The organism is Pseudoflavonifractor sp. HCP28S3_F10, assembly GCF_052065415.1.
Classification (GTDB): Bacteria; Bacillota; Clostridia; order Oscillospirales; family Oscillospiraceae; genus Pseudoflavonifractor_A.
The window spans coordinates 43,238-50,442 of record NZ_JBQHUB010000020.1 but is presented as its reverse complement, the minus strand read 5'-3'; the positions used below and the strand labels follow the sequence as shown (position 1 = coordinate 50,442).

The window sequence follows — 7,205 nt, the reverse complement described above, 5'->3', positions numbered from 1 at the left end:
TGTCTACGCAGCCTGACGGCTGCGGCAACCTCGCTCACGGATAGATCCTGCGGCTCCATCCGTGAGCAAGGTTTTTACCACGGGGTGTCCAACTTGTTATTGCAATTTGCGGTTTTTAAAAGATCACGGAGACGTCCCAATGGAGCATATTATTATATACCGCGGTGTGGGTCTGTTACAAGAGAAAAATACCGAAAGGGGGGAGCACAGGGTGAAAAACATCTGTTTGCCCGGGGGTGTGGAGGACTGCCGCCGGACGCTGTGGGCCGCCGGTTGGCCGGCCTACCCGGTGGGGGGCTGCGTCCGTGACCTGCTGATGGGCCGCACGCCCGGAGACTACGACATGACCACCGCCGCCCCGCCGGAGCGGGTGATGGCCCTTTTCCCCCGCAGCATCCCCACGGGGCTCAGGCACGGGACGGTCACCGTCCTCACCGGGGATGGCCCGGTGGAGGTCACCACCTTCCGCCGGGAGGGGGGCTACGCCGACGGGCGGCACCCGGACGCGGTGACTTTTGACGCCACGCTGGAGGAGGACCTGAGCCGCCGGGACTTTACCATCAATGCCATGGCCCTGGGGCCCGGCGGGGAGGTCATCGACCCCTTCGGCGGCCGGGAGGACCTGGAACGGCGGCGCATCCGCTGTGTGGGGGAGCCGGACCGCCGCTTTTCGGAGGACGCCCTGCGGATGCTCCGGGCGGGGCGCTTCGCCGCCCAGCTGGAGTTTGAGATGGAGGGGGACACGCTGGAGGCCATCCGGCGGTGTGCCCCTCTGGCGGAGCGCTTGTCCGCCGAGCGGGTGCGCTCCGAGGTGGAAAAGACCATCTGCTCCCCCCGGCCGGACTGGGTGCGGTTCTTTTTTGAAGCCGGGCTTTTGAAGCGGTACACCGGGACATGGGAGGGACCCTTTGTCCCGCTGGCCCGGCTGCCGGCAGAGAGACTGGCCCGGTGGGCGGGGCTGTGCGCCGCCCTGGGCCGGGAGCCTACTCCCTTTCTGGAGGGGCTGAAGCTGGAGCGGCGGATCATCCGCGCCTGCGCCGTGGGCTGGCAGCTGTGGAAGGCCGGACTGCCTCAGCGCCCGGCGGAGTGGCGGCGGGCCCTGGCGGAGCACGGCGAGGAGGCAGTCCGGGCGGCGGCCTGGATGGGCCGGTGGGCCGGTCAGTCCCCGGACGAGGAGCTGGCGGCGGTGCTCGCCGCCGGGGGATGCCGCTCGTCAAAGGATCTGGCCCTCTCCGGCGGGGACCTGGCCGCCATGGGATACCGGGGCAGAGCCATCGGCGCGGCCCAGCGGTATCTGCTCAGCCGGGTACTGGAGCGGCCAGAGGACAACGACAGGCAGATCCTTATGGAATTACTGGCCGCATGGGAAGAACGTGCCCGGCAGGCGGGCGGGGGAGGTCAAAGGGAGAAATGACCATGGAAAAGCAGGATATCCGCAGCGTGCTGGACGCGCTGCCTGAGGACGAGATCGTCCGCCTGACGGCGGAAAAGGAGGATTATCTCCTCACCGCGGTGGTGGAGGAGCTGGAGCGGCGCCGCCGTTTCCCGGTGGTGGAGCTGCGGGGGCCGGAGAGCGGACGGCGGACGGTGGCCAATTTGTTTGCCGACCGGGCCCGGCTGGGCCGGACCATCTCCAATGTGCTGGAGGTGGAGGAAAAGGCAAGAGCCCTGGCAGGGCCTGAGTGGGTGGAGAACGCCCCGGTCTACGCCCGCTGCGACACAGGAGACAAGGTGAACGCGGAGGAGCTGCCTCTCTCCCGCCACTACCGGGAGGACGCAGGGCGGTACATCACCTCGGGCATCGTGGTGGCCCGGGACCCGGACACCGGCCGGTACAATCTGAGCTTCCACCGGATGCAGCTCAAGGGCCGGGACACCTTCGGCATCAGCCTCCACTCCCGGGGGGACCTGTGGCGGTACTGGAACCGGGCCAGGGAGCTGGGAAAAGATCTGGAGATCGCCGTGGTCATCGGCGTCCACCCGGCCTATTACCTGACGGCGGGCACCCGGATCGCCCCCGACTTTGACGACTACGACTACGCCGCCGCCTATCTGGACGAAAAAGTGAAGCTGACAAGATGCCGCACAGTGGATCTGGCGGTGCCCGCTCATGCCGAGTATGTGCTGGAGGGGGTCATCCGGGCGGAGGAATTCGGGGACGAGGGGCCCTTTGGAGAGTACACGGGCTACGGCACCAGCCGCAGCACCCGCAACGTCTTTCACGTCACCGCCATCGCCCGGCGGGAGGACCCCATCTATCTGGAACTGGTGCCCGGCTTCTCCATGGAGCACCTGCTGCTCAGCCAGTACACCAGGGAGATCATCCTGCTGGACCAGGCCAGGCGGTCCTTCCCCGGAGTTCGGAAGCTGAACCTGCCCAAGAACGGCTGCCACTTCCACGCCTACGTGTCTATCAAAGACCCCCAGCCCGGCGAGGCCCGGCAGCTGGCCATGCTGCTCTTTGGTCTGGACCGGTACTTGAAGCTGGTGGTGGTAGTGGACGAGGATATCGACGTGTTCGACGAGGAGGCGGTGCTGTGGGCCTGCGCCACCCGGATGCAGGCCGACCGGGACGTGTACATCGTGCCGGGGGTCATCTGCAATGCCCTGGACCCCTCCTCCAAAGACGGGGTGGCGGCCAAGATGTGCATCGACGCCACCCGGCCCGCCGGATTCGACGGCAGGCGCATCACCCTGCCGGAGGAATCCCGCCGGCGGGCGGCGGAGCTGCTGGGGGACATCTGAGAGAGGAGAGAGGACATGGAACTTATCACGCTGGAGAAGAAGCGGGACGGTCTGGAGCTGACACTCACCGCCCAGAGCATGGGCCGGGACTGGAACGTGACCATTACCGGAGGGGAGGTCCCCCATCTGGGAGCGGCCGCCCTGGGGGCTCCCTACCGGCATAAGGACGGGAGCATCGGCTCCTCCGCGTCGGTGCTGGTGCTGCCCAGCCACAAGGAGGACGGACTGGTGAAGCGGGCCGCTGAAGTGCTGGCCAAGCGGCTGGACCGTGCGGTGCTGGTCAGCGGCGGCATCCACATCGACGGCATCGCCCCGGAGCAGATCGCCGCCTTTCTGGATCTGGCCCGGGCGGCGGTGGACGAGCTGGGGGACGCCATGGAGGCCCGGGCGGCGTCCGCCGGGGAAAACTGACCTGATACAGGAGGGGCGGGAGCGGCGGCTCCCGCCCTTTTTATCCTGATCTGACCTTATTAAATATTTGAAAACTGGACATTGATACACAATCAGACCATGGCTATAATAATGTCTGTTGAATAAACCGCTTTGCGGTTTATTCGTGCGGCGGCAGCCGCATAATTCGATCAAAAGGGCCATTTTCAGCCCTTTTAATCGAATTCAGGCATTGTTACAATGCGTATTTCCGATGAAGCGCCACAGCGCTTCATCGGAATGTGCAAGGTTTTCGGGCGGTTTCGCCCGAAAACCTTGCACCCGAACAAAGCTGATTGACCTTGTAAGTTTTGACTTTCAAGGCTTACAGCTTTGTTCAGTACGCATTATAATAAGGCCATCGCATGAACCGGAGGGTTCAGTTCAAACCGGGCCGGGAGCTGCCCCGGCCATAGAGACAGAGGAAGTGTGTGTTATGAATCAGAGATTTTCCACCCGCAGACTGGCCATGCTGGGCATGATGACCGCCCTGGTCTTTGCCAGCAACTACGCCCGCATCACCATGCCCATCGCCATCGGCGGTAAGACGTCCTTTACCCTGGCCAACATCGTGTGCTGCCTGTCCGGCCTGCTGTTGGGGCCCATCGGCGGCCTGGCTTCCGGCCTGGGCTCCGCCCTGTACGACCTGACCAACCCCCTGTTCGCCCCCGAGTGCTGGATTACCTTTATCACCAAGGGCATCATGGGCCTGGCCGCCGGCCTGGTGGTCAAGAGCAGCCTGGAGCAGGACAAGCTCACCTATCCCCGGGGCCTGGCCGGCGCGGTGACGGGCTGCATCGCCTACTATGTGCTCTATTTCTTCAAGTGCTTTGCCTATGACGGGCTGCTCATCGAGGGCCTTCAGCCTGCCGTGGCGCTGGGCATCCTGCCGCTGAAGGTGCCTGCGTCCATCTTCAATGCCTCTGTGGCCATCATCGCCGCGCCTCCGCTGGCCCTGGCCATCCGGGCCGCCCTGAAGCGCAGCGGACTGAGCCTGAACAAGGCGTAACGGCACAGCGATCCCCCCCTTTTTATATCCCAGACGGCACCGGCAGACCGGCGCGGGCAGAAAGGCCCGCACCGGTCTGTTTTTTTGCGTTTTCCGGGGGCGGCGTAGCTCCAAAGAAGGGCGGGCGGAATTGTGAACGCTCCACATTGACAGGGCGGGAAACAGGATGATATCATCAAAAGGAAACCTGAATTGCGCGGCAAAGAAGGAGGTATCCCGTACCATGAACGATTTTACCTATTCCATTCCCACCACCGTTTTTTTCGGAAAGGGCAAGCTGTCCGAGCTGGGGCCCGCTCTGAAAGAGCGGGGCGACAGGGTCCTGATGGTCTACGGCGGCGGCAGCATCAAGCGCAGCGGGCTGTACGGCGCGGTGATTGATCTCTTCCGGGCCAACGGCCTGACCTGGGCCGAGCTGCCCGGCGTGGATCCCAATCCCCGGGTGACCACGGTGCGGGAGGGCGCGAAGATCTGCAAGGAGCAGGGTATCCAGATGGTGCTGGCGGTGGGCGGCGGCAGCTCCATTGACTGCGCCAAGGCGGTGGCCGCTGCCGCGCGCTACGACGGAGACGCCTGGGACCTGGTGCTGGATGGGAGCAAGATCCGCGAGGCGCTGCCCGTGTTCGCGGTGCTCACCCTGGCGGCCACCGGCTCCGAGATGGACGCGGTGGGCGTCATCAGCAATCTGGAGACCCGGGAGAAGCTGGTCATCGGCCATCCCTCCCTGCGCCCGGCGGCGGCGGTGATGGACCCCACCTATACCTTCAGCGTCCCGGCAGCCCAGACGGCGGCGGGCACGGCGGACATCATCAGCCACACTTTGGAGAACTACTTCACCCGGACTGAGGGGGCCTACCTCCAGAAGCGCATGGCCGAGGCGGTGCTCAAGACCTGCATCCACTACGGCCCCGTGGCCATGCGGGAGCCGGAGAATTACGACGCCCGGGCCAACCTGATGTGGGCTTCCAGCTGGGCCATCAACGGCCTGCTCAACCTGGGCTGCGGGGTGGCCTGGACCGTCCACCCCCTGGAGCACGAGCTCTCCGCTTTCTACGACATTACCCACGGTGTGGGCCTGGCCATCCTGACCCCCCACTGGATGCGCTACGTGCTGGACCGGGGCGGAGAGAAGGACTTTGCCGCGTACGGCGTCAACGTCTGGGGCATCGACCCGTCCCAGTCCCAGCGGACCATTGCCCTCCAGGCCATCGAGGCTACTGCCGACTTCTTCCAAAAAGAACTGGGCCTGCCCGCCACGCTGCGGGAGGTGGGCATCGGTGAAGAAAAGCTGGCCGAGATGGCGGCGCGCACCCCCACCATGGGCCTGGATCAGAGCTTCTGCCCCCTGAGCGCCGAGGATGTGCTGAACATCTACCGCGCGGCGCTGTAAACGAGTACGCCCCTGCCCCCGGAGGGACCATGCGCCCCTCCGGGGGCTTTTTTTGTCCCCGGACAGGCAAGAGCCTGGGCAAATGCGCATATGGTAGTCGGGAACAGGAGGGCGCGCCATGGGGACGAAACGGAAACGGGAAGGGATACTGGAAAAGACGGCGGAGGTATTCGACCTGCCGGGGGACCTGGTGGCCGGCCTGCCCCGGGTGGAGCTGGTGGGCAACCGGGAGCTGCGGATGGAGAACCACCGGGGCATCCTGGCCTACGGCACGGAGGAGATCCACATTTCGGGGGGAAAGCTGATTTTGAAGATCCGGGGCGAGGATCTGGAACTGCGCTCCATGAACGCGGGGGAGCTGCTCATCACCGGGCTCATCCGGGGCGTGGACGTGGAATAGGGGGCGGGGGATGAAGCGGGTGATCAATTTTCTCCGGGGCAGTGTGGAGGTGGAGGCCTCCGGTCCCTTCCCGGAGCGGTTCCTCAACCTTTGCGCCCAGCGGGGGGTGTCCTTCTGGGGTGTGGAGTGGCTGGACGGGAACGCGGTGCGCCTCACCGTGCCCCGGCAGGAGCGGGGCGGGCTGGAGGAGCTGGGAGAGCGGACGGGCTGCACAGTGCGGGAGGTGGAACGGGAGGGGCTGCCTGCCTTTCTGGCCCGCTTCCGCCGGCGGTACGCCCTGCTGGCGGGACTGGGGTGCTCGCTGCTGGCGGTGCTGCTGATGACCCAGTTCGTGCTGGTGGTGGATGTTTCGGGCAACCAGGAGGTATCCACCGCGGCCATCCTCACCACCCTGCGGCGCCTGGGACTGCGGCCCGGCGCCTTCGGCCCCTCCATCGACATCGACCGCACCGAGCAGGAGGCCCTGCTGGAGCTGAAGGACCTGTCCTGGATGGCCATCAACCGCCACGGGACCCGGATGGAGGTGCTGGTGCGGGAGCGGGTGAAGCCCCCGAAACTCGAGAATGACAGCCAGCACGGGGACGTGGTGGCCGAGGCGCCGGGGGTCATCACCCGGCTGGAGGTCCTCTCAGGAGAGACAGCGCTGAAGGTGGGCGACCCGGTGGCGGAAGGGGACGTGCTCATCAGCGGCAACGTGCTGCTGGAGGGCCCGCTCTACGGTGACCACGATGTGGGCTGGCAGCAGGTCCGGGCCCGGGGACGGGTCCAGGCCAGGACCTGGCGTACTCTGGAGGCGGAAATCCCCCTGAAAGCCTGTGTCAAGGCCTATACAGGGGAGGAAAAGCAGCGGTGGTATCTGGAATGGATGGGCCGCCGGATCAATTTTTACCGAAAGAGTGGAATTTCCTTCCCACAGTATGATAAAATAAACGAGACTTGGCGCCCTGAGCGGTGGGTTTCGCCGGAGCTGCCCCTTTGCCTGGGCCGGGAGACGGTGCGGGAATACACCTGGACCGAGGAGCCGGTGGACCGGGACGCGGCGGAAGAGCTGCTGCGGACGGAGCTGGAGCAGGCCCTGCGGGAACAGGTGGAGCCGGGCAGCGTGGAACACATGGAATACACCGCCGTGGTGACGGAGGAGCTGCTGAAGGTCACCCTGCGGGCGGAGTGTATCGAAGAGATCGGGCGGTTTGTCCCCTTTGAGGGAGAGACTCCCGCTACAGATTGACCCA

The 7,205-nt window shown here is 65.3% G+C and carries 7 protein-coding genes; all 7 read left to right on the top strand.

Annotation, left to right across the window (positions count from 1 at the left end; translation table 11 throughout):
- Positions 1–211: 211 nt before the first annotated feature.
- The 7 genes from ACTNBZ_RS09580 (at position 212) to ACTNBZ_RS09550 (ending at position 7,201) form a co-directional block, all read left to right on the top strand.
- Positions 212–1,414 (top strand): CCA tRNA nucleotidyltransferase, encoded by a 1,203-nt coding sequence (locus tag ACTNBZ_RS09580; protein ID WP_441209441.1) that lies wholly within the window; start codon positions 212–214, stop codon positions 1,412–1,414.
- A gap of 2 nt (positions 1,415–1,416) precedes the next feature.
- On the top strand, positions 1,417–2,745 hold the full coding sequence (locus tag ACTNBZ_RS09575) for a UbiD family decarboxylase (RefSeq protein WP_441209440.1): 1,329 nt from the start codon (positions 1,417–1,419) through the stop codon (positions 2,743–2,745).
- A 15-nt stretch (positions 2,746–2,760) separates the two neighbouring features.
- Complete coding sequence (locus ACTNBZ_RS09570) at positions 2,761–3,156, top strand: hypothetical protein (protein ID WP_441209439.1); 396 nt, start codon at positions 2,761–2,763, stop codon at positions 3,154–3,156.
- Positions 3,157–3,610: 454 nt separating this feature from the next.
- Complete coding sequence (locus ACTNBZ_RS09565) at positions 3,611–4,183, top strand: ECF transporter S component (protein WP_441209438.1); 573 nt, start codon at positions 3,611–3,613, stop codon at positions 4,181–4,183.
- Between the two features lie 223 nt (positions 4,184–4,406).
- A complete protein-coding gene (locus ACTNBZ_RS09560; RefSeq protein ID WP_441209437.1) occupies positions 4,407–5,573 on the top strand; it encodes an iron-containing alcohol dehydrogenase in 1,167 nt (388 codons plus the stop codon).
- Positions 5,574–5,691: 118 nt separating this feature from the next.
- On the top strand, positions 5,692–5,973 hold the full coding sequence (locus ACTNBZ_RS09555; protein ID WP_441209436.1) for a YabP/YqfC family sporulation protein: 282 nt from the start codon (positions 5,692–5,694) through the stop codon (positions 5,971–5,973).
- A 10-nt stretch (positions 5,974–5,983) separates the two neighbouring features.
- A complete protein-coding gene (locus tag ACTNBZ_RS09550; RefSeq protein ID WP_441209435.1) occupies positions 5,984–7,201 on the top strand; it encodes a sporulation protein YqfD in 1,218 nt (405 codons plus the stop codon).
- The last annotated feature ends 4 nt before the right edge of the window (positions 7,202–7,205 follow it).